Annotated in this window: 24 protein-coding genes and 2 pseudogenes; 17 read left to right on the forward strand and 9 right to left on the reverse strand. The window is 39.5% G+C overall.

Features of this window, described 5'->3' with window-relative positions; translation table 11 throughout:
• Window positions 1-104: 104 nt before the first annotated feature.
• Entirely contained in the window at window positions 105-404 is a 300-nt protein-coding gene (locus KP78_RS01780) for a heme biosynthesis protein HemY (RefSeq protein ID WP_041085760.1), read from the forward strand.
• Window positions 405-507: 103 nt separating this feature from the next.
• On the opposite strand, the gene KP78_RS01785 is transcribed toward KP78_RS01780, so the two are convergent.
• Entirely contained in the window at window positions 508-1,707 is a 1,200-nt protein-coding gene (locus tag KP78_RS01785; RefSeq protein ID WP_041085762.1) for an MFS transporter, read from the reverse strand.
• Window positions 1,708-1,845: 138 nt separating this feature from the next.
• On the opposite strand from KP78_RS01785, the gene KP78_RS01790 reads away from it, so the two are divergent.
• From KP78_RS01790 to KP78_RS01800, 3 genes are all read left to right on the forward strand, one after another.
• Window positions 1,846-2,307, forward strand: a complete 462-nt coding sequence (locus tag KP78_RS01790; protein ID WP_041085763.1) for a MarR family winged helix-turn-helix transcriptional regulator — start codon at window positions 1,846-1,848, stop codon at window positions 2,305-2,307.
• Window positions 2,308-3,156: 849 nt separating this feature from the next.
• Window positions 3,157-3,753: a TetR/AcrR family transcriptional regulator gene (locus KP78_RS01795; protein ID WP_041085764.1), complete on the forward strand. Its 597-nt coding sequence runs from the start codon at window positions 3,157-3,159 to the stop codon at window positions 3,751-3,753.
• Window positions 3,754-4,135: 382 nt separating this feature from the next.
• Window positions 4,136-4,519, forward strand: a complete 384-nt coding sequence (locus KP78_RS01800; protein WP_041085765.1) for a hypothetical protein — start codon at window positions 4,136-4,138, stop codon at window positions 4,517-4,519.
• A 118-nt stretch (window positions 4,520-4,637) separates the two neighbouring features.
• On the opposite strand, the gene KP78_RS01805 is transcribed toward KP78_RS01800, so the two are convergent.
• Window positions 4,638-5,099: a hypothetical protein gene (locus tag KP78_RS01805; RefSeq protein ID WP_041085767.1), complete on the reverse strand. Its 462-nt coding sequence runs from the start codon at window positions 5,097-5,099 to the stop codon at window positions 4,638-4,640.
• Window positions 5,100-5,121: 22 nt separating this feature from the next.
• A complete protein-coding gene (locus KP78_RS01810) occupies window positions 5,122-5,538 on the reverse strand; it encodes a hypothetical protein (protein ID WP_041085769.1) in 417 nt (138 codons plus the stop codon).
• A 134-nt stretch (window positions 5,539-5,672) separates the two neighbouring features.
• On the opposite strand from KP78_RS01810, the gene KP78_RS01815 reads away from it, so the two are divergent.
• The 12 genes and pseudogenes from KP78_RS01815 (at window position 5,673) to KP78_RS01855 (ending at window position 15,471) form a co-directional block, all read left to right on the forward strand.
• Window positions 5,673-6,434: a hypothetical protein gene (locus KP78_RS01815; RefSeq protein ID WP_041085771.1), complete on the forward strand. Its 762-nt coding sequence runs from the start codon at window positions 5,673-5,675 to the stop codon at window positions 6,432-6,434.
• Between the two features lie 36 nt (window positions 6,435-6,470).
• The gene (locus tag KP78_RS01820; protein ID WP_041085772.1) at window positions 6,471-6,785 is read left to right on the forward strand and encodes a hypothetical protein; all 315 of its coding nucleotides are present in this window, start codon (window positions 6,471-6,473) and stop codon (window positions 6,783-6,785) included.
• Between the two features lie 29 nt (window positions 6,786-6,814).
• Window positions 6,815-7,099 carry a hypothetical protein gene (locus tag KP78_RS01825; RefSeq protein WP_041085774.1) on the forward strand — a complete coding sequence of 95 codons (285 nt, stop codon included), beginning with the start codon at window positions 6,815-6,817 and terminating at the stop codon, window positions 7,097-7,099.
• 23 nt (window positions 7,100-7,122) lie between these two features.
• A complete protein-coding gene (locus KP78_RS01830; RefSeq protein ID WP_041085775.1) occupies window positions 7,123-10,770 on the forward strand; it encodes a multicopper oxidase domain-containing protein in 3,648 nt (1,215 codons plus the stop codon).
• Window positions 10,771-10,825: 55 nt separating this feature from the next.
• A complete protein-coding gene (locus KP78_RS01835) occupies window positions 10,826-11,437 on the forward strand; it encodes an SCO family protein (protein ID WP_041085777.1) in 612 nt (203 codons plus the stop codon).
• A gap of 401 nt (window positions 11,438-11,838) precedes the next feature.
• A complete protein-coding gene (locus tag KP78_RS01840) occupies window positions 11,839-12,768 on the forward strand; it encodes a manganese-dependent inorganic pyrophosphatase (protein WP_041085779.1) in 930 nt (309 codons plus the stop codon).
• Between the two features lie 187 nt (window positions 12,769-12,955).
• Complete coding sequence (locus tag KP78_RS20440) at window positions 12,956-13,135, forward strand: hypothetical protein (RefSeq protein WP_052474461.1); 180 nt, start codon at window positions 12,956-12,958, stop codon at window positions 13,133-13,135.
• The gene (locus KP78_RS18895; RefSeq protein WP_235420806.1) at window positions 13,071-13,502 is read left to right on the forward strand and encodes a winged helix-turn-helix domain-containing protein; all 432 of its coding nucleotides are present in this window, start codon (window positions 13,071-13,073) and stop codon (window positions 13,500-13,502) included. Before KP78_RS20440 ends, KP78_RS18895 begins: the two co-directional genes overlap by 65 nt.
• Window positions 13,503-13,562: 60 nt before the next feature.
• A complete protein-coding gene (locus tag KP78_RS18425) occupies window positions 13,563-13,892 on the forward strand; it encodes a hypothetical protein (RefSeq protein ID WP_052474465.1) in 330 nt (109 codons plus the stop codon).
• Window positions 13,893-13,907: 15 nt separating this feature from the next.
• Window positions 13,908-14,036: pseudogene (locus KP78_RS21140) on the forward strand (HAMP domain-containing protein); the annotation flags it as partial.
• On the forward strand, window positions 14,031-14,744 hold the full coding sequence (locus tag KP78_RS21145; protein ID WP_157841418.1) for an ATP-binding protein: 714 nt from the start codon (window positions 14,031-14,033) through the stop codon (window positions 14,742-14,744). The pseudogene KP78_RS21140 and the gene KP78_RS21145, both read left to right, overlap by 6 nt.
• 91 nt (window positions 14,745-14,835) lie before the next feature.
• Window positions 14,836-15,471 carry a uracil-DNA glycosylase gene (locus tag KP78_RS01855; RefSeq protein ID WP_041085781.1) on the forward strand — a complete coding sequence of 212 codons (636 nt, stop codon included), beginning with the start codon at window positions 14,836-14,838 and terminating at the stop codon, window positions 15,469-15,471.
• A 58-nt stretch (window positions 15,472-15,529) separates the two neighbouring features.
• Here KP78_RS01855 and KP78_RS01860 read toward each other — a convergent pair whose 3' ends face one another.
• The 6 genes from KP78_RS01860 to KP78_RS01890 form a co-directional block, all read right to left on the reverse strand.
• Window positions 15,530-16,315, reverse strand: a complete 786-nt coding sequence (locus KP78_RS01860; RefSeq protein ID WP_052474469.1) for a class I SAM-dependent methyltransferase — start codon at window positions 16,313-16,315, stop codon at window positions 15,530-15,532.
• A gap of 109 nt (window positions 16,316-16,424) precedes the next feature.
• The gene (locus tag KP78_RS01865) at window positions 16,425-16,634 is read right to left on the reverse strand and encodes a tautomerase family protein (RefSeq protein WP_041085782.1); all 210 of its coding nucleotides are present in this window, start codon (window positions 16,632-16,634) and stop codon (window positions 16,425-16,427) included.
• A 256-nt stretch (window positions 16,635-16,890) separates the two neighbouring features.
• Window positions 16,891-18,045, reverse strand: a complete 1,155-nt coding sequence (locus KP78_RS18435; RefSeq protein ID WP_235420807.1) for a CapA family protein — start codon at window positions 18,043-18,045, stop codon at window positions 16,891-16,893.
• A gap of 886 nt (window positions 18,046-18,931) precedes the next feature.
• The gene (locus tag KP78_RS01880) at window positions 18,932-20,005 is read right to left on the reverse strand and encodes a hypothetical protein (RefSeq protein ID WP_041085784.1); all 1,074 of its coding nucleotides are present in this window, start codon (window positions 20,003-20,005) and stop codon (window positions 18,932-18,934) included.
• The gene (locus KP78_RS01885) at window positions 20,002-20,451 is read right to left on the reverse strand and encodes a hypothetical protein (protein WP_041085786.1); all 450 of its coding nucleotides are present in this window, start codon (window positions 20,449-20,451) and stop codon (window positions 20,002-20,004) included. Before KP78_RS01885 ends, KP78_RS01880 begins: the two co-directional genes overlap by 4 nt.
• Window positions 20,448-20,993: an RNA polymerase sigma factor gene (locus KP78_RS01890; protein ID WP_052474473.1), complete on the reverse strand. Its 546-nt coding sequence runs from the start codon at window positions 20,991-20,993 to the stop codon at window positions 20,448-20,450. Before KP78_RS01890 ends, KP78_RS01885 begins: the two co-directional genes overlap by 4 nt.
• Window positions 20,994-21,196: 203 nt before the next feature.
• Here KP78_RS01890 and KP78_RS01895 point away from each other — a divergent pair.
• Window positions 21,197-21,522: pseudogene (locus KP78_RS01895) on the forward strand (nucleoside triphosphate pyrophosphohydrolase).
• Window positions 21,523-21,782 lie beyond the last annotated feature (260 nt).

The following is a 21,782-nucleotide window of genomic DNA, read 5'->3' on the forward strand; positions in this document are numbered from 1 at the left end:
ATGAACTTAACCTAATAAAGCAGAAAATTTTAGTTTAGATAAAAATTATGTGATAATAATAATTGCTGAGAACATACTAAACGATCCATGAAGGAGATAGAAGGATGAAGTGTAAAATTAATCGCAACGCTGCAAAACAATTCAAAAAAATGTTGAGCAGTGAAGAAGCAGAAGGCAAAATGATTCGTGTATTCGTGACACATGAACATGGAGATCACGCTCACTACGATGTTAAACTTGATACACCGACTGAACATGATGAAATCGTGAAAACAGATAAAGATGTGGACATTCTTTTGGACACGAGAGAAGCATTTTTGGATGGTATTTGGGTGCAGTATTTCTTCCTGCCTAAAGAAGAATTTGTTATCACGAACTCATCTAAGGGTGGACATGTTCATTAATTCTTTCAATAAAGAGTAGCGTAATACTTGATCTTTTAGCGAATCGTGTATTCAAAATAAAAACCAGATCCTTTTAGGATCTGGTTTTTATGTTAAGTTCCATCTATAACTGGTCTGCTTCAATTTGCAGTAATTGCTTATTTTTTTTTCGCTGCCAAGCCATGGAACCGATCATGGTAATGGCAAGGACAACCAACCCCAATATGAATGGATAAGAGATATCAACGTCGTACAGTCGACCTGCAATGGTTGGACCTAATACGTTTCCTATACTCATATAAGCATTGTTCATCCCCATTGCGAAGCCTTGTTCATTACCAGCAAGCTTGGAGATCAATGTGTTAAGTACAGGACGCAGGATAGATGTAGCCAGGAAGATAATCAGGGTTACAGTGAAAAATAATGCGTAGCTTGAAGCGAATAGAGATAACAAGAATCCGAATGTTGCTACAGCGAGAAACATAGTTAATACGGCCCCTTCGCCGAATTTACGCACAATACGTTCAACAACAAATAGCTGGACAATGACGCTGATTATACCTGTCGCGGTGATCATGATGGCAATTTGCTGAGGCGTAGCGCCAAATTCATTGTCTACGAAAAGCCCAAGCACTGATTCGTACGCCATTAAGCCGAAACTCATGACAAGTGTGATCACAAGAGGAATAAAATAAGGCTTGCGGACAGATTGAGCAATCTGTTTCACCATAGGAGCTTGATCAATCTCAGGCATTAGGCTTCCTTGTTCTCCGCTTTCTTTTAATACAAGGATGGAAAAAAATACTGCTGCTAGAGATACGAGAGCAGATACTAGAAGGGGAACCTTTAATCCAAAATCCGCTAAAAATCCTCCAATACCTGGCCCGATAACAATTCCAAGAGACATTGCTGCAGAGATAAAACTATTTCCTTTAGCACGCTGATCCATTGTTGTGATGTCTGCTACATATGCAAAGATCGCGGGTATTAAGAGAGCTGCACCAATACCACCAATGACTCGTGAAAAGTAAAGCACCCAGATGGAATCAGAGAGATAAAAAACAAACATGGACAGCGTTAATCCGCTTAAACCGGCGATGATCATTTTACGGCGACCATACTGATCAGCCCATTTTCCTGCAATCGGAGACATAACGAGCTGAGCTCCTGCAAAGATAGCAATCATAAGTCCAGCCGCTGTACCGCCCTCTCCAATAGAAGCAAGATAAGCGGGTAAAATTGGAATAATGATTCCAAAACTCCCAATGGCAATAAACATATTGATCATTAAGATGATCATCTTTTTGCGTTGTTCAGGTGACACAATTCATTCCTTCTTTCTAAATGCGCGATTCAATTTCTAATGAATTAGTTCGCATGGTTAACTATTTGACACCCTAGTCATGTTATAATGATTTACAGACAATGTCAATAAAATGGTTTAGATGAAAGGAACTTGAGTATGTCGTCCATTGATTCATCGTTTATGTCTTTACATGCTGCTCTGCGTGATTTTAGTGTATCAATCCAGGAGCTGTCTGATCCATTTTTAATGGAGGAAGATTTAACACCTGTACAATATACAGCGCTGGAGTTCATTATATTGAGGGAATCTGTATCGGCAAGGGCACTCTCAGATTTTTTAAAAGTAAAGCCCGCGGCCGTTTCTTCATTGATTACACGATTAGAAAAGAAAAACTTTATTTCCCGTATGGAAGGTAAGGCTGACAGGAGGATGATCAATCTTTCTGCTACATCAGAAGGACAAGAAGTGTATGACCGTATCTTTCATCGTTTTTCTACAATGCTTGACCAAATTTATACAAAACTAAGCTGTGACGATCATATGCATTTTGAGCGGATTATTCGCAAGCTAAATGAAGAAACGAAGTCAGAATTGACGGAGAAGCAAGCCAAAGCTTAATATATTTGTTTCCTTTTATAAAACAGCCCACAGCGGCTGTTTTTTTATGATTAAACAAGTGGAAAAAGTCTAGAGAGTCTAGAGAGTTGCATAATAGCATATTTTTAATATAAGAAGATACACGTTTTTTTATCGAGTTGGTGAAGCAGAGAAGCTTTAAAATACGATCTTGATATAGTTAATGAAAGAGATTGAAAAGGCAGGTCTATTATTTTTAAGCAGATGAGTTATAAGAAGAAGGTTTAGTCATAGTGGAATATCTTGAGTTATGTTTAAGCTTAATTTGGTGTTTTATGATTTTGATAATAAATAACCACAGTCCAATGCGGATCATTTAGAAGTAATATAATTTTATTTTAAAAAACAGCTGCTTTGACAGAAAAAGATCTCATATATAAGTCCATGAGTAATAAAAAAATAATCATAACTATTATTTTCTGTTAATAAAAACCATAAAATAACTATTTTTTAATTCTGTAAAAAAAGAGTATGTGAAATAGTCTACTTACTAAATGAGAAGAAATTAAAACAAATTTACAGCTTTTTGATATGAACAATTCCTCTACAGGTTGTTATTAAGGCTTTTGACACAATATTAACCAGTATATGTATTTAAATTTATTGGATCAAACTAATATATTATTCCATCATTTTTTGAAATTTCATTATAGAAATAAAAAAGAATAAATATATTTTTGAAAGCAAATACTTGATTAATTCGGAATTATATTTAGTATAATGAGTCTATATTTATTTAACAATGGTCAAAAAATTCCACATTGTTCATTAAACGACAAAAAAACTAATAATGTTTAGAAATTAAGTCATATTAAACATTGGGGGTATAAGATGTCACCGGGGAGAAAAAAGATAGATAAAAGAGTGACAAGAACGAAAGAAGCCTTGAAGGCATCTTTAGTTGAATTAATAGGAGAAAAGGATTTTAGCTCTATTACAATTACTGAAATAACAAGGAGAGTGGATTTTAATCGCGGAACTTTTTATGCTCACTATACTGATAAGGAAGAATTGCTAAACGATATTATCACCGATATGATTAAAGGTTTTACAAATGCTTTTCGTGAAACCTTTAAAGATAGGGATTTTGTGGATTTTAATCAATTAGCATCATCCTCTATTAAGATTTTTGATCATGTGTCTCTAAATGAGCAAATGTATAAAACAATGTTAAATCCGCATATTATGCCAGGGTTTCTTGAACAGATTGTAGGGGGGGTAAAAAAGGTGATCATGGAGGAGTGTATATATCATGACTATGATCAGGCTTTAGACATTAATGTATATATCCACAGCCGAGTATACGCACTGATTGGTATGATTATGTATTGGCTGCAAGAAGATTTTAAGTATTCTCCTCGTTATATGTCAGAACAGCTCCTGCTTTTAATGAACTACAAGCCCAAACATATCACTATTAAACCTTGAATAATACGTTTAAATAAGCTGATACCGTTGAAATGGTTTCAGTCTTATTTATCGGATCACTGTGTGGTCAGGGGAAACTCGTGATATAAAAAACGATTATTCTGGAATGCGATCTATAGAACGGAGGATATTAGGGAGTTCTTTTTTATAAAATTATTACTATTTTCTTACTAAAGATTTTAATGCTTAAAACCGATCTATATTGTATGCGTTATTATATTGGATTAAATTACTAATTGACAAGCTTATATAGGTATAATTTATACTATATAAGCCCTATTTCCACATCTTGTTAATAGTAATTATTGATAAGGAAGCCCAATTATAATTAAGGAAATAGTAAATTTTTCAACTGTTTTGTAAAAAGAAGGGATGAAATCAAATGAGAATTACTATTGATTTAGCTGTTACCAACGTGAAACCTCGTTTAAAATCCCATTTACCGAATATTGTTCATTTCGTAGATTCAGAGAACAATCGGTTTATATGGACTACTGCGGTAGATAAACAGCTTCAGGTTGGTCAATGCTTTACTGCTCAGGTCAGTGTGAATGAAGAAATGTATGATGGGGATGGAAAATTTATTCGAATTAGCCATGTTACTTTAATGGAAACAGTCGATAAGCTAAGCCCCTCGACTTATAAAGAAAAGCCGTTTTCAGTGATGGACAGACCGGCCGAACCAGAAAAGAAACAGCAGGTACCTACGAATGAGTTGTTAAAAGATATTGAAAAGACACTTGAACTATTAAAAAAACATTCTTAATCCTAATAGACACATACAAAAGATGTGTTGGTGCAAATGGAGTAGGAGATTATGAACTCCTATTCCATCAAGTATTCGAATGCTTTGTAATCAACTTCAAACAAATCTCAGATTCTGGCTACACTCGTAACGCGAAGTATAAAAGGGCGGCAGTTATCACCAATAGGACGGTACTAAATAAACTGAAAAATAAAATCGTACTTTCCAATGACAAGGTTGTAGCTGGCAAACTGCAGATGGTTGGATCAAGAGCCACAGCTCCGATCATTGTCCCCATTATCCCGCCCATTCCTCCATTAAAAATCCCTGCTATAAAGGATTGTATGTTTACCATGAAGCCAAACATAACCCCTATAGCTGTTCCTAAGAAAAGATTCACTCCGCCTATAAAAATAATATTCTCCGGAATTAACATGAACAAATTCACCCCAACGACCACGCTGAAAACCGTGCTGCAGGCAATGGTTGTGATAGAACTAAAACGATCACTGAATAAGTGCCGTGATCTATATAATGTTTTGTATAAAAATCCCCCAATAAAAGAATGCACCACCAAAACTCCCACTAAAAAAATTTGCATGTAAAAATCTCTCCTATATTCTTTAAGGAAATTTTGATGACATCATAAGGATCACGAAAGAACTAAGGAAAAAAATCTCTAATAAAAATATGAATGGTAAACTGCTGGCGGCGGCTGCACCGATCATGGGTGCCATCAAACCAGATATAAGTCCATTTATATATCCGGACAATAAGGTTTGATAATCGAACATCCCCCCAAATAAACTTCCAGAAACCATTCCAATAATGGTGGCAGCAACGGTGATTTCTACATAATGCAAAGGGAAGCGGTTAATTAGTAGCACGCCTGTTGTTAGTGCTAATCCTCCTCCTGCCATCATCGCTATATTCATCCCTAAATGAAAACCAATAAGCTTTCTCCTCCTATATAAAAATCCATATGTGAACGATGCGAAAAGGAAGTTTGCATATAGAAAAAATAAAAGCCAAATAGACATTTTCATCACCTCTTACGTTTACAGTATGAAATGGAGAGGTGGGATGACTATATTCTTTTCGCGTTTTTTTACAAACAAATTAGTGCATTTAATCATACGATATTAAGAATATTACTGAAAAAGGGGAGGGGACAATGAAAACAGGGCTGAGACTGGATGAATATACAAAGGATTTATGGGAAAAGAGGGAGTCTGAAATCAAAAAAATTGATCCTTTTTATGAAACCGCTGAAAAACTGTCATCACCACCAGGGTCTTGGTCGAGTGAAATAATACGAATTTTTTCTGAATATAAGGAACTGGCGAATCTGTTAAGTGTAATCGAAGCGATTCCTGATCAAAAAAAATCTTTAATCCTTATGAATTTTTTTAAAATGAAGCGTTATCAGCCTGTTGTCGTTTATTCACACGTTGGAGAAGAGCTTGAAAGTACAACAGGAAGAGTAAGCACTGCTGGACGTGATTTTGTTCTTTTAACAACGATAAATAATCGGATATGGATTCCTTATCACACTATTCATTCCACTAATATCCCTTCCGGTGTTCCCGTCTATTCAAACACTCACCAATATGTAATTTATGACAATAATTTAAAAGAGAAACTATTAACAAATTTTGGAGAGGTTGTCTCGAAAAGAGATGTGCTAATCCAGCAATTTTTTGATGAGACGTTACGTACTAATTTACGATCATGGGTAGGTCTATGGGTAAAGGTTGAGACAGCTGAAAAAACGCTTTATGGAAAGATAATAGGAACGAGCGATCACGAGCTTAGCGTTTCATTGCTGGATCATAAAGAGGAGGTTGACTTACGACATATACGAAAAATAGTTAGTACTCGATTTCTTCCGCGTTTATCTTTATTAAGGAAAAAGTTTTTTAGGGAATTATTTTAGCAAAATATTTATTTATATAAAGAAAGGGGAGGTAAAATGGGTAGCAAAAAGTCTAGAGAGAAAGAGGAGCTTATTGACGAGCTTTTTGAAGAGTTTACACAATTAATGGGGAAAGAAATTCTTATCATTACAGAATCATCTCAACTCAATTTATTAGGGCAGACCTTCCGTCCTATTTTTGTTGGACCAATCGTGGAAGTTGAAATGGGTCATATTACATTATTCCCTGCAACAATTAAGCTTTTAAATGCTCCATTTTTTCAATTTCCAACCCCTCTTTCAATTCCATTTGAAAAAATCACACAATTTACACCGGATTTTGACAGTGACATGAGATTTCCGCTTATTTAAGCCGAAGTATAGAGGAGGTTTTTAACAAAATGGGGAACTTGAACAGTATTAACGAAATGCATGATCAGGCAATGATTGATCACTTTATTAATCATATTGGTGAACGCGTGATATGCTTTATGCCGTCTTATCCCTTTATGTTTATAGGGGGAATTAAAGCTGTATTAGGGGACGTTGTGAAAATTGATGTTGAAACTACCCATTTTGCCCAATTGGAAAAACGAGACTGGTATATCCATATTCACAACATTGAAGTCTTTTATATTGAGCGTGAAGGAGAAATAGAAATTCCGAAGCTGGATGACTTTTGCTGATTTAAAGGAAAGGACGGGGCATGATGTTACGAAGGTATCATGTGGTAGCAATTCCGATCCGAATTGTTTTTAACAACTTCGGCGACCATAATCCAACTGGGGCTATCTATGTTTTGAAAGAAAACGAATCAACAGTCAAAAAACGGGTCAAAAAAAATCGATTTACACCTGTTGAACTCGTTCAGCCTCTTACAATTAGGGCAAACGAGGGTGACGTTGTTGAAATCATTTTTGAGAATCAGCTTCCCTATGCGGCCGGAATGCATTTTCATGAGGCAGAATATGACGTGTTGACTTCAGATGGGGCTAACGCAGGTCTTAATCCGGATACAAATGTCGAAACGGGTAAAACCATTTTGTATAAAATTTCCTTACCCTATAAAGGTATCCACTACTTTTCTGATTTAGGCAACGTATCAAGCAGTGAAAAAGGATCAAATATGGACGGGCTTTTTGGTGCCCTGCTTGTTGAAATCCGTGGCTCGTGGTGGACAGATCCCGTGACAGGTGAACGTCAATCCAGCGGCGTATTTGCCGATGTTCACCACCCATTTCTGCCATCATTTAGAGAATATGCCTGGTTCTTTAATGATGAAATGGAGGTTAACGATTTAACCGGGAATCGCCCGATCAATCCGGAAACCAATCAAGAAGGGGTATCCTTTCATGGTGTGAATTTGCGGTATGAGCCTCTTGCGAATCGAAAAAAGCTAATAGATGAGGGTGTTGTATGCCCGGAGTATGAAGGGGAGGAGGTTCATCATGACTCATGGGTCTTTGGTGATCCGGCGACACCTATATTAAGAGGTTATCGTGGAGACCCCGCTGTTATTCGATTAATTCACGGCGGTGTAAAAGAGACGCATGTTTTTCACTATCACGTTCATCAATGGTTAAGCGATTCGGGCAACACCCTTTCCGAAATTGTCGATTCTCAAGCAATCAGTCCGCAATCTCATTATGATGTGCAGCCGCTGTATGGGCTAGGCAGTCTTCAGGGGGCTATAGGTGATACGATTGTTCATTGCCATTTATATCCTCATTTTGTAGGGGGAATGTGGGGGATCAACCGTATTTTTGATACCTTACAGGACGGCAGTCAAGTCTATCCAAACGGCAAGGCAATCGCGGCGCTACAGCCTTTGCCAGATAGGGCAGTACCCCCTTCTTCAACGAAGCAAAAGCCTGGCTTTCCTAACTTTATCCCTGGAAGGATTGGCTACAAGGCACCAAGACCGCCTCTTTCAATTGTAGGTGGCAGAGATTTGACTGAACTGGAAAGAAATGCTGCCATCCCCAATGCCAGGCCTGGTGCAGTTTTTGCAGAACCGAGTCTTGGAAACCCGCCTGTTGTTGAATTCAACGTTTCTGTAATAGAAAAGAAGATAGTATACAACAAACAGGGATGGAATGATCCTCAGGCTCGATTTTACGTATTTGACAGTGACCTAGATGACATATTATCTGGAAAAAAAGAACCGGAGCCGCTTGTATTTCACGTTCCCGCAGGAAGCAGCATTAGAATCAATTTCTCAAATAGAATGCCGGAAATTCTTCAAGGAAGTCCTTTTCAGCTGTTAACAAGAACATACGAAACGGGTTTTCATAACCACTTCGTTAAGTTTGATGTTCTTGTAGCGGACGGTGCAAACACTGGATGGAATTACGATAGCTCGGTTTTGCCGGGAGAAACGATTCGCTATGAGTGGTTTGCGGATACAGAATTAAAAGCATTCTTTTTGCACGATCATCTATTCCCAGGAGCAATCCAGCAGCATGGGGTTTTCGGCGGAGGGATCATTCAACCGCGCTTCTCTTCATTTTTTGATCCAAAAACCGGTATTGAAAAGGACCATGGCACACAGGTAACCGTGTCACATCCAATCATTCCGGATTATCGAGACTTTTCTCTTTTTGTACAGGACTTTACGATGCTATTTGATAAAAACGGACGTCCGATTGAACCGCCCCCATTTCCAGGCTCTGAGGATGACCCAGGAGTTTTTGGCGTGAACTACAAATGTGAACCGCTTCAGTTCAGGCTAGGGAAAGAGTGTGATCCAGCTTACTCGTTTAGTTCATATGTGAATGGTGATCCTGTTACACCCATCTTGAAGGTGTATGAAGGAGATCCAATCAGAATTCGTCTACTTCAGGGAGCACATGAGGAATCCCATAGCTTTAACCTCCATGGTCTAAAATGGAAATCAGAAAGAGCGGATATGGACTCTGCTTCAAAGGACCAGCAGCATATCAGCATATCAGAATCCTTTACATTTGAATTAGAGGTCCCGCTCTCAGGTGACTATTTATGGGCGTTTGAAGATGAAGAAGATATATGGCTAGGTACATGGGGGCTGATAAGGGCATATGACCAAGTGGTTGATGACTTGATCGTGTTGTCTGACCGGCCTGACCCTCCCCCAAGAACAAAGCCTCTTCCAGTCGTGACAGGAAACCCGCCAGCTCCTGCTAGGCTTGAATCAGCACTGCCTCCAGGAGCTTCTCTGTATTCGCCCGTTCGAAAATATAATGTGGTCGCATTTCAAACGCCAATCATTTATAACGCGTATGGAGACCATGACCCCTTTGGCATTATCTTTGCACTCGCAGAGGATGTCAATGATATTCGACTCGGGAAGAAGTACCCTGAGCCTCTAATTCTTCGGGGGAATTTGGGGGAAATCATTGAAGTAACACTCACCAGCCTACTCAAGTTTGATCTGTTTCCATTCCAGGATGGGATACACCCTTATCCAACAGTGAAAAAACAAGCTTTTTATCCTCCTTCTGTTCGGATATCCCTTCACACAAACTTGCTGAGTTATGATGTGAAAACATCAAGCGGAGACACAGTTGGGTTTAACCCAGATCAAACAGCAGGACCTGGTGAAGTGATTACGTATCGGTGGTATGTTGACGGAGCACATGGTACTTGTGCAATGTGGGATGTAGCCGATTTGCGAAATCACCGGTCGTTTGGAGCCTTTGGTGCTTTTATCGCAGAGCCTCGCTTTACTAAATATCTTCATCCAAACACACATGAGCCTATTCATACGGGTGGAAATATCGTTCTTTCGCATCCGTTTTTACCGGAGATTAGAGAGTTTGTTCTTGTGATGCAGGATGGAGTTCGTCTTGAGGATAAACATCAAAAGGTCATCATTGATCCACTTGATGGCGTGATTACTAAGCCTGGAGAACCGGATTTAGTCGATACGTACGATCAAGGATCGCGAGGGTTCAACTATCGATCAGAGCGACTCATTAACCGGTATAGAGATCATCCTGTGCTCCATGACTTATTCAGTTCAAACGTATTTAAAGATCCGTCAACACCTTTATTCGAGGCTTATCCTGGTGAAGTGATTACAATCAGGCTGACGAGTCCCGCAGAGAGAAGAAGAGCGCATACATTTCATCTTCATGGACATAAATGGAAGGCTGATTCAAAAGATTTAAATTCCCGTGTCCAATCCTTTGTTGGTAATGTAATAGCAGGCCATACAAATGATTTATATTTGATCGGCGGTGCTGGAGGTATGTTCAATCTCCCTGGAGACTATATGTATCGTTCAGGAAACATCCGCTGGGATATGGAGCAGGGAATGTGGGGGATTTTACGTATCCATGATCAGGTCATGGAGCACTTGCCACCCCTAAAAGACTAAGAAACATTCACTTGTGAAGATTGTTGTATATCAAGATAAGACAGAGGGGTCGACAATGAACAGATCTTTCGTGATCGGCAGAATCATAAATATTTTAGTAGGCTTATTGATCATACTGGGCTTCTCCTTGGTTTATTTCTTGTGGGAAAATGAAGAAGAGATTCCCATTTTGGGCAAGGCGAGTTCTTTTGTATTGGAATCTTCAAATGGAGAGCACTACGATTCAAATAACAATAAAGTGAAGCTGCTTGCTTTTTTCTATACACACTGCCCAGATATTTGTCCAATAACAATGATGGATTTTCAGGATTTACAGGACCAGTTAAAAAATGACGGGCTCTTTGGTGAAAAAGTGGAGCTTGTTGCGATTACTCTGGATCCGGAAAATGATAGCATAGCGCTCCTTAATGAATACGCAAGTTCGTTTGAATCAGACCATGAAGGGTGGAAATTCTTAAGGGGCACGCCACTCGAGACAAAAGAAATTGCTGATTCTTATCACATGTTCTATCAAAAAGTTGAAGGTGACTTTATCGCCCACAATACCACGATGTTTCTAATCGACGGGGAGAACAGGCTCCGCGGACTATACGACATGGCTACTCCGAGCAAAAGTATAGAGAAGGAAGAAATTTATGATGTGATTGTCAAGCTGACAAATGAATAGGGGATCTTCAAGATGGATCATCTGCAAAAAAATGCAGGTGATTTTTCCCATTTAAGTTTTGTGAAAGTCCATCGTTGATTTTTGCACAGCGTTGATTGGAGCGGAAAGCGAGTCCCTGTGTGCTGCAATCAACAGACACGTTTAACAAAGCCTTACATTAAAAAATAACATCAAACAGCGTCAAAATGGTTGATTAACGTCCTTATGTACAAAAAATTTCCTTCTATGGTTTCTCGATTATAAGATAAAAAATAAATGGACGCTTTTATTATTCCTATTTAATAGTTCAAGTATGGTCCGAAAATTGTTAAGATAGAAGGCAGAGGAAAAGGAATTCATTTTCACCTTACATAATGAATGCTTTTCAAACAAAACTAATTAAATTGACAAGGAGTCGACTTATGGAAAAAGTACTTATTTTCGGACATAAGAATCCAGATACGGACACAATCACATCTGCAATTGTTTATGCACATTTAAAAAATGAAATTGGGGTAACAGCAGAGCCGGTTCGCCTTGGTGAAATCAATGGGGAAACGAAATATGCACTTGATTACTTCAATGTTGAGGCCCCTCGTCTGATTGAAACAGCAGCAAATGAAGTGGAGAAGGTTATTTTAGTGGATCACAACGAGCGTCAGCAAAGCGTTAGCGATATTGAAGATGTTAAGGTAGTGGAAGTGATTGATCATCACCGGATTGCCAACTTTGAAACAAGCGATCCTCTTTACTTCCGTGCAGAGCCAGTTGGATGTACAGCAACTATTTTGAAAAAGATCTACAAAGAACAAGGTGTAGAAATTCCTACAAATATAGCTGGGTTGATGCTTTCTGCTATCATTTCGGATTCCTTGCTTTTCAAATCACCAACATGCACAGAGGAAGACATTCAAGCGGCACGTGAATTAGCAGAGATTGCAGGAATTAACACGGATGAATATGGTCTTGCAATGCTAAAAGCAGGGGCTGATTTAAGCGGTAAAACAGTTGACCAGCTTATTTCCATCGACTCAAAAGTGTTTGAAATGGGAGATCACAAAGTTGAAATTGCACAGGTAAATGCGATTGATCCTAACGACATCCTTTCTCTAAAATCGGATATTGAGGCAGTACTTGATGTAGCGATTGTTGAAAAAGAATTGTCACTTTTTGTTCTAGTGGTTACTGATATTTTAAATAGTGACTCAACCATTATCGTACGTGGTTCTCACGCAGGGATCGTAGAAAAAGCATACGATCTTAAGCTTGAAGACAACGCTGCTTTGTTAAGAGGAGTCGTTTCTCGCAAAAAGCAAATCGTACCAATCTTAACTGAAACGTTTAAAGGGTAATAAACGAAAATGCTGCTCTCATATAAGAGCAGTGTTTTTTGTCGATTACAATCATTTCCTGGGCAATAAGATCCAATAAAACAATTATACGCATAAGGGCTGCATCCATCTTTTAGGTGTGCAGTCCTTTTTTTATTAACTTTAGAAAAACATACCTGTATACGCTTATCGGCAAAATCCTGTGATTATGCTGACAGCGATGGGAGGCGTTCCTGATCGTCTAAAGGGATTTGAGTTTGGAGAAGATTACTATATTCCAAAGCCTTTTGCTGCCGATGAAGTGATGGCAGCAAAAGGCGATAATGAGAAGACCGAGAGTGCTGACACCAGAGGAATCGGTTCAGCAGATCGGAAGCTTAAAGCTTGATCGGAAGTCGTTCACGGTCACGTTAAATGGGGTCAATATTATGCTTACACCGAAAGACCGTTCGCTTATTTTCTTTTTAGCCGAGCATACGAATCAGCTTTTTGACCGGGAACAGCTGATTGAGCATGTGTGGGGTCTAGATTATGATGGCAGCGATCGTGCGGTTGACTTGGCAATAAAAAGAATTCGCCAGGCACCTGTGAACTGGCCTTCATCTGAAGGGGAAATTAAAACGATGAGAGGGTTGGGGACCAGTTCAATGTCTATCATACATCGTAGACGAATTTCAATTCGTGCCTATTGGACATCCCGATACCTCATTACCCTTGTTATCGGCCTTGTCATTATCGGACTTTTTGCTGCGTGATGGATAAGAAATACAACCATTGAACATAATCTTGCACTTACACATGTAGTCGTTCAGGAAATGACGGAACAAATTAGTTCAGAGGAAAATGGACCTGCTCCGGGGCCAAGGTTTCCACACCTTCTCGAACGGCGCGGTCAGGTTTTCCCATTAGAAACACAGCCCCTTACATTTGTGGCAGATCCGGAGGGAAATGTCTTATTTAATCAGCAGCAGCAAGGCCTGCTTACGAGGAATCGGGAATCTGTCCAGCTGCCGACTGCCTTTTTTGAAGAGAATGAAGTACGGGTAGAGTATGATTCTGATCTTGCTGGCACAAATCAGGAATACCGTTTATTAATTATTATGCTCGTTAATCTTGCTGCGCTTGGAGCAATGGTCATTTATTAACTATCCTCTAAGCTTTCTAAACCGATTCATGATGTGTCAGAGGCAGCAAAGCATCTCAAAAGGGGCAGGTATGATATTCATCTGTCCCATGATGTGAAGGAAAGGGAATTGTATGAACTCATTCATTCTTTCAAAGAAATGGCTGGAAAACTGGATCAGCTGGAGAAACTCTGTTATGAGCTTCTTGCAGGTATAACACATGATTTGAAAACACCCGTGACCTCGATAAGCGGATTACTGCAGGCAGTTAAGGATGACGTTGTGAAAGAAGACGAAGCGCAAGAGTTTCTAGCGATTGCATTAAAAGAGACAGATCGCTTGAAATTAATGATTCAAAGCCTTTTAGATTTTGAAATACTTAATGCAGGTTCAATTCTTTTGAGGAAGGAGCGGATTGATCTTGTATCCTTTATTCAAGAAATGATCTACCGATGGAGGGCAGCTCATCAGGAAGCGGAAGGAAATATTACAGTTGAAGCAGCAACTGTCCCGCATATAGTGGAGGCAGACCCCATTCATTTGCAGCAAATCCTTCTGAATGTGCTGAATAAGGCCCGAAACGCTTCAGCATCGGGTAATCATTCAATACAGTTCCTATTGTCTAAAAGAGATAAATCGATTGAAGTGGCAATAATAGACCATGGACATGGAGTACCAAATCACGAACAAGTACTGATCTTTGAACGTTTTTATCGTGGAGAGAAGAATAAACTGCGTGTGAGAGGCCTTGGGTTAGGGCTGCCATTTAGCAGACTGCTTGCCAGGGAACATGGCGGGGATCTGGAACTGAAGGAAACATCAGAAGAAGGAAGTACATTTCTACTTACTTTGCCGGTTGAAAAAGAAGAATAAAGTATCACAGTCACTGTTTTCAGTGACTGTGAACCGGGTACTTTACTATGGACTAGAATTTTTGGCTGTGGATAGTAAGGAGGAGTCAGCTTTGCAAATTCCAGAATCATTGGCTGAATTAGGAAAAAAAAGAATTAAGCCATATACGGTAGAGGGTTTTGTGTACGGGAGTGGTCCGGCTAAACCGAAGCTGATGCTTGTGGGCGAAGCACCAGGGGAAACCGAAATTCACAATGGTATCCCATTTAGCGGGCGTGCTGGTAAGCATTTGATGGGTTTTTTAGAGCAAATCGGGCTATCACGAGAAGAGGTGTATATTACAAGTGCAGTGCGCAGCCGTCCATACAAATGGGGCGAAAAAAGGGAACGGAGCGGTGAGGTGGTTAAACGAAAATATAATCGGACACCTACTGCAAAGGAAATACTTGCGCATGCACCCCTGCTGGATTATGAAATCGAACATGTCGTGGCGCCAGTAATTGTGACATTAGGCAATATCGGGCTGAAGCGGCTGGCGGGTGCTGATAAAAAGATCTCAGAGGTTCACGGACAACTTCTTGAGCAGCCCGTTCAGCGATTAGCCGGTCTTGATGATGTAAGCTACGAGTGGACGAAGAAGCTGTATCGTTTGTTTCCAACGTATCACCCCGCATCCATTTTCTATAATCGGAGTTTGTTAGAAAGCATAAATGATGATTTTGACCGATTAAGAAAGCTTCTTGATTAATAAAATAAAACAGATTCTTTTATAAATGAGTTAGGACAATAAAATAACTAACAAAATGTTAGCTCCTCTTGTTAGCCTTTTTTTCACACAGGACCATCCAATGATCAAGTGAAAAGGATTGCAGCAGATTATTTTCTTCTATAAATTCGAAGTGCTGTTTTACGTTATCAGACGCCGAGCTGAAAAAGTCCGTTACTGCTTTAATTTGTGTTTCATTATCCAGTGTGCGCGTGACCCAATTCTGAAAAGGGAGCGCTTTTTTGGTATGGTTGCTTTTTAGAATCGAGAGGTGATTTTTTGTTAAGAGGTCCTCCCATTCTGAAATAGGCAAGGCACGGGCATGACTTGGGTCGCGCATTTCTTCAAATGTATTCATAAAACGTTCTAGTTCAGGATCTTCGGGTGCAATATTATCAATAAATAAGAATTTACCTCCAGGCTTGAGAACCCGGTTTACCTCTTGAATAAAGCGTTCAGGGTGTGGGAAATGGTGAGCAGCAATCCGGCAGGCAATGACATCAAATGTATCATCAATAAACGGAATATCCTCCGCATCCGCGACAACATAATGAATGTTTGGGAAATGCTTTAAGTAGGAAGCGGTGTTCTGGAGCATATCCTTCGTTAGGTCAGTAGCAAATACAATCCCCATGTCAGGAGCTAATAGCTTCGCCACATGTCCGCCGCCCGTTGCAAGGTCTAAGGCTGCCCAATTTGGTTCAGGCTGAATCCAACTGATCATCTGTTCCAAATCGTTTCCTTGAGAGTGAGTTGTGCTTTTTACATAGGCATCCGCATTCTTGGAGAAAACGGATTTTACTTGATCCTTTTTCAAATTGCTCATCAAACCGCAACCTTTCAGGTAAAGTGTCTACTTATAGTGTATTGTGTTTGCTTGTATAAGAACATTACAGATCCACATTCACTGCTCATAAGAAAAACTTATCGGACAGTTATTTTCCTTGTTTTCTGCGCTCGGTTACAGATTCTCCGCCAATTCCCCAGTTATCCATTTCTACTTCATCAATGACAACGACCGTTGTTTGCGGGTTTTTACCTAATACATCCCGCAGCAAATTCGTAGCTCCTTCTATTAGCTGTTGTTTTTGTTCAGCTGTTACAGGTTCGTTTTCTTTCGTAATTTTAATATTGATGTATGGCATATGAATCATTCCTTTCAATCGAAGTACTATAATTATAGCTTATTAGGAAGAAATGGAAAAAGATTTATTAAAGTTATACGCTGTTAAGCTAACCTGTTGATTTCCGCTTCAGGCGCTCGCTTTCCGCGGGCGGTCTGGGACCTTATCCCGCAAGAGTCTCACGCCTTACGCTCCAATCAACATCGTGCAAAAATCAATAGTTATCTTTCAAATAGCTTATAGTAAAAATAAAAAGGACGTGCATCATACACGACCTTTAAAATGTTTCATTCGGTTCATTTTCAATCTCAAGCTGAATTTCAATGTCTTCCATTTCACGAGTCAATGTTTCATGCACATTCTTTTTATGGTCTGGAAGATCACACCATCTAAACTCCTGCTCCTCAAAGTCGTCAAGTGGCTTTACCTGGAAATTTGTATAGGTTTCAGAAAAGCTTGTATAAGTCGGAACGGCATAAAGTGAGTCAATCGCAATCTCTTCAGCCGTTTTTGTAATGGTAAGGCCGAGCAAAGCGCCTGTTAAACGATCGCAGTCAAGATGCGGTACACGGTCATCAAACGGGCCGGAGATAAAATTCCCAAGTGAATAGGCGACCAATGTTTTTTGGCCGTCCTGTCCATCGATCCATTCTATTGGCTGAAGAACATGCGGATGATGACCAATAATAATATCGGCTCCGCTTTTAGCAAGGTCTTTTGCAAGTTGCTGCTGTTCTGGCGTTGGCTGAGCATATTCCTGTCCCCAATGCATTCCTACAACGACAAGATCAGCTACTTCTCGGGCACGCGACACATCATCGATAAGCTGTTCCTCATTATCTGTAAAAATATTAAGCGAGTGCGGCGTCGTCACAGGTAAATTAGATTTATACGTGGATGAAATTAAGGCAATAGAAATGCCGTTTTTCTCGATTACAGGTATATATTCTCTGTCTTCAGGCTTGATATGCGCCCCGCTTAAAAGGACATCAGGGTAATGAGTTTGCCAAAATTCAATATTGCGAGCAAGGCCGGAGATATCCATGTCCAGCGTATGATTATTCACGAGCTGCAGCATATTAAAGCCTGTTTCATGATACAAGTGTCCAAGCTCGTATGGGTTATTAAAAACAAAATAACCATCACCAAGACCGAATTCGGCACCGGTAATGGGTGTTTCTTGATTAGCATAGGCAAAATCCGATCCATAAATTAAGTGCTTAACCTCAGCTAACAAAGGATCAAAATAAAAAGAACCATCCTTTTGTTGTGCATCATATAGAATAGGGCGCTCTACAAGTAAGTCACCAACTGCCACAAAATGTGCAGTGGAAGATTCTACAGGCAAGGGCTCGGAAGGAGTCTCGGAGCTGTCTTTATTTGAGGAAGAGTTTGGATCCTCAGACACTGGCTGGAAAGCACAGGAGGACATCAAAATAATCGTGCAAAAAAACATAAAAGCTTTTTTCAAATTTTTTCACCTACAGATAATATAATTCTTTCATTCTCTTAGCTATCCTTACTTTATTTTACTATCAGTATGAGTATAAGGATAGATATGTTCAGGAATTTTTTGAAAAAATATAATAAACACTATATAAAATGGAATATAAATACTTTATTCTCATATTTTTTGGTTCTGTTAAACTAGCCCGTTGATTTCCGTTTCAGGTGCTCGCTTTCCGTGGGCGGTCCGACGCTCCTCGGCGCTAAGCGCCTGTGGGGTTTCCCTTTGACTCGCTTTTCCCACAGGAGTTCCACGCCTTACGCTCCAATCAACAATGATCTTTTACATAGCCTATTTTTTATAAAAACATAGTGTAGCGTATAAAATATAGATCTAAATAACTATGAAAATAAAATTAATATACACTGTAATATTAGCAGGTATATTGTTTTGTTTTGGTCTGCTATTTTATAGGTTTAGACAACTAAGAATGAAACATAAGGTGATTAGGGTGGGAGTAAAGCTTCAAATGACGCGGGGATCGTTAAAGAAGTAAAATAGGGTTTAGCTGGGCAACTTTTTTCTTCGGTTTCTTTCCAGCGCTGTTCCGTGGTGATTTAAAATGGGCTGCGATTATGTTCGTAACGGCTATAGCGCTCGGTGCGTTAACACTTGGCATAGGAGCATGAATTCCGGGACTTGTATTCTCTTTTATTTATAATAAATTCACATCAAAGAATTGCTTGAAAAAGGCTCCCGCCCTGCAGATGAAAGTGATAAAACAGCATTACAGCAAGCACAAATTTTCGTAGCTTAACTTAAATTCATAAAATAAGATTACCCTTCAGTACATTGAAGGGTAATCTTTTTACTATTTTCTTAATATCTTTATCCCAATAAATACGATAACCACACTTAGTAAAAGCGTCTGAAAATAGCGGTCGAACCAGTACCATAAATCAATTTGGATCAAGTTCATCACAGTTGGTGCGAGAGCGGGAATTAACGCATTAAATAGCAGATAGTACAGACCAATAAATATGAGTCCCATGCCCAGCCAGCGCTGATATTGACTAAAGAATCCAAATATCGGTTCGTCAACAAGTTCTTCCTTTCCATAACGCGAAGCTTTTTGAAGCCCGTCAAAAAAACTGTAGAACCAAATGAGCGGCACAATAAACAAGAAAAGACCGAGTCTTAATGCATCTAAAATATAGATGGTAAATAAGAATGCTGCCATAAGCTGGATTCCCCGATGCTGCAAGCCTAAATACAAATGACCTGCCCCAGGGAAAATCGCAAGAGCAGTTGCAATCGATATGCTTTTCTTGCTTTCTGCACGTCGTTCCTCAAAATCCTCCAGTACAGACCTGTCCTCCAGCTGCTCTCCACGCTGTTTTCGTGTGAGCAGCTGAATTGAATCAACAAAGCTATAAATCCATATGACAGGCAGCAGAACAGCGAATAATAAAAAGGCATTCTGCTTTAACAGAATTGTAACAAAGAAAATCATTGCAGCCATTCCAAAAAATGCTGTCATAAACGTTAATCCGCGGTTCATGAGCCCAAGCTGAAAATGTCCGAGTCCTGGAAAAAAGGAGAGGATGATGGTGAAAAAACGTTCAGAATCGCCTTGCTGCCTTGGAATCACTCTTGATCTTTCCAGATTCTCTGGCTCAGTGTGATCAGTTAAAGCTGGGTTTGGCTGCTGGCGGTTTAGACTAATAATCATATCTACAAAACTGATCATATAGATGGCAATGCCAAATAGTGATATGGCTAAAAATATAAAACCACCCTCTATATACGTTAATAATACCCCTCCAAACATTAAGCTGCTCACGATAAAGAAATAGAGGAATCCTCTAATAATATTTCCTATATATACATGTCCCCAGCCAGGAATGATGGAGAGTAAAAAAGCAATCACTGGTGATTTTGTCATTCTGATTCCTCCCTTTCTGCAGGGTCCATTTGACTTAACAGCCGTTCTGTTTGTTCCATAAGCGATGTTGTAATCGAAGGTGCCTCTTTTAAGCTATCATCATGAACGCTTGCTGATTTATCAATAATCGACGTAAAAACCCCAGTACTCGCGAGCATGACGGCTGCAGCCGCTGATATGAAAAAATGGGCAACGGTTTTTCTTTTTACATGAGCGTTCGTGGTTGACCGAATTACTGGAGCCTTTTGCATATTCACCGCAATGGCAGTCATCACCTGCTCCTCTACATCAATCACCCGTAGAGGTGTAAATTGCTCAGCAGCAGCCTCATATACCATTAAACATTGATCACATATAAGCAGATGGTCTTCCATTTCCTCAGAAAAAGAAGGGGTCACATGTCCCTTAACATAAAGATCCCAATGTTGATATGAATAATGTATCATCTGAATTCTTCCTCCCGCCAATGCTTTTTCATCCACTGTCGTCCCCGGTATAGCCTCATCTTCACCGCTGATAACTCTAGATCATACTCTTTTGCGATTTCTTCATAGGATTTATCTTCTATGTAAAACGCATAGACAACAACACGATAATTCTCGGGTAACTCATGCAGCCTCTGATGAATCTGCTCATTCATTTTGCGCCGAATGAACTGAGATTCCAGCGAGTCCGCACCATCATCCAAATAGGGGGCCATTACTTCGAGGTCTTCATCGCGACCCGCCTTACGACTGCGCTTTCGTTTCATATCGATTGCGTGCCGTACAGCAATTTGCCGTACCCATGTCTTCAACCCTTCCTGCCGATAATTCGGCAGCGCCTGATAAATTTTTATAAGAATCTCCTGCACAGCATCCTCCGAATCCTTCTCATGCCGAAGAACACCATAAGCCAGCTGATAAATATATCGTTGATAGGAACGGATAAACAGTCGAAACGCCGCTGCATCTTGCCGAACCAAACTCTTAACATCAATCTCCTGCACCCGTTCCCCTCCTTACCTGCAAGCTGCATTATAGTAGACGAAAAAATATGGCGGATGACTACAAATTATAATAAAAACCTTACAGAAACGTTGAATTCACTCCATCATACTAGATTCATATCTTCTAGTGAAAATATCGTTATTTTCTTTTATCTCATTTGATAAACTATTACTAAATACTAGTGCTAAGGGGAGATTTTTCAATGCCAATCTATAATAAACTCGTTCGAGACCGTATACCTGAGATTATTAAGCAGACAGGTAAAAAATTTTCAACTAGAGTATTAGATGAAAAAGAGTACATAGATGAGGTAAAGAAAAAACGCAGGAATAATTAGATAAATATGTAGAATATTACGGTGATCAAGAAGCTTTAGAGGAGCTTGCAGATCTTCTGGAATTAATTCACGCCGCTGCTGCTACTCATCACTCTTCATTTAAAAAAATTGAAGAAATACGTGAAAAGAAAGCCTTGAAGAGCGAGAGATTTAAAGAGAAAATTTATTTAATTGAGGTGGAGGATGAGTAAGCTTTCGCTCATCACTGAAAATTTAATACATGAATTGAATCACCTCATTTAATCTGCAGTTTTGGGAAGCAATCCAGCGTCAATGGCTGTCTTCATTTCATTATTATGGCATACGCGATAACATTGATTATTCAGCGATTAAGTGGCTCGGAACAAGGTATGACGAGGAAGAGCTTTTACAACAACAGCTGCATGTTGAAATGGCGGAGAAAATTCATCTGAAAGTTGTGATACCCCTATTGGTCCATAAATAAGGGTAT

It is taken from the genome of Jeotgalibacillus soli, from assembly GCF_000829435.1.
Taxonomy (GTDB): domain Bacteria; phylum Bacillota; class Bacilli; order Bacillales; family Jeotgalibacillaceae; genus Jeotgalibacillus; species Jeotgalibacillus soli.